General features: G+C 68.6%; 1 protein-coding gene and 1 pseudogene. One reads left to right on the top strand and one right to left on the bottom strand.

Going from position 1 to position 404, the window contains the following annotated elements; genetic code table 11:
- Window positions 1-7 precede the first annotated feature (7 nt).
- Window positions 8-184, top strand: a pseudogene (locus tag ACEWQZ_RS04210) (toprim domain-containing protein); the annotation flags it as partial.
- A gap of 29 nt (window positions 185-213) precedes the next feature.
- Here ACEWQZ_RS04210 and ACEWQZ_RS04205 read toward each other — a convergent pair.
- Window positions 214-404, bottom strand: a 191-nt coding sequence (locus ACEWQZ_RS04205; protein WP_476481815.1) for a toprim domain-containing protein, incomplete at its 5' end; no start/stop codon positions are given.

Here is a 404-nt window from a genome sequence, read left to right as displayed (position 1 = left end):
TGCCACCCTGGGTACCTCGGTGACATCCGAGCACATGAGCCTGCTGTTTCGCGCCTCCCCGGTGGTAGTGTTCTGTTTTGACGGCGACCGGGCCGGGCGCCCGGCCGCCGGGCGCGGCCGGGAAGCAGCGCTGCCCGAACTAAAAAACAAACCTAACGGGGCATTTGTGTTCCTGCCCGAGGGCGCAGACCCGGATTCGCGGCGGCGCAGCCGCTACGCCGGGTCTGCGCCCGCGGGCAGGAACACAACTCCCACCTCAGGGTTGTATTGGTGTTCGGGCCGCGCGGCTTCCCGGCCGCGCCAGGCTGCGGGGCGCCCGGCCCGGTCGCCGTCAAAACAGAACACTACCACCGGGGAGGCGCGAAACAGCAGGCTCATGTGCTCGGATGTCACCGAGGTACCCA

This window comes from Wenzhouxiangella sp. YN1 (genome assembly GCF_056324145.1).
This window is presented reverse-complemented; position numbering and strand designations above follow the sequence as displayed.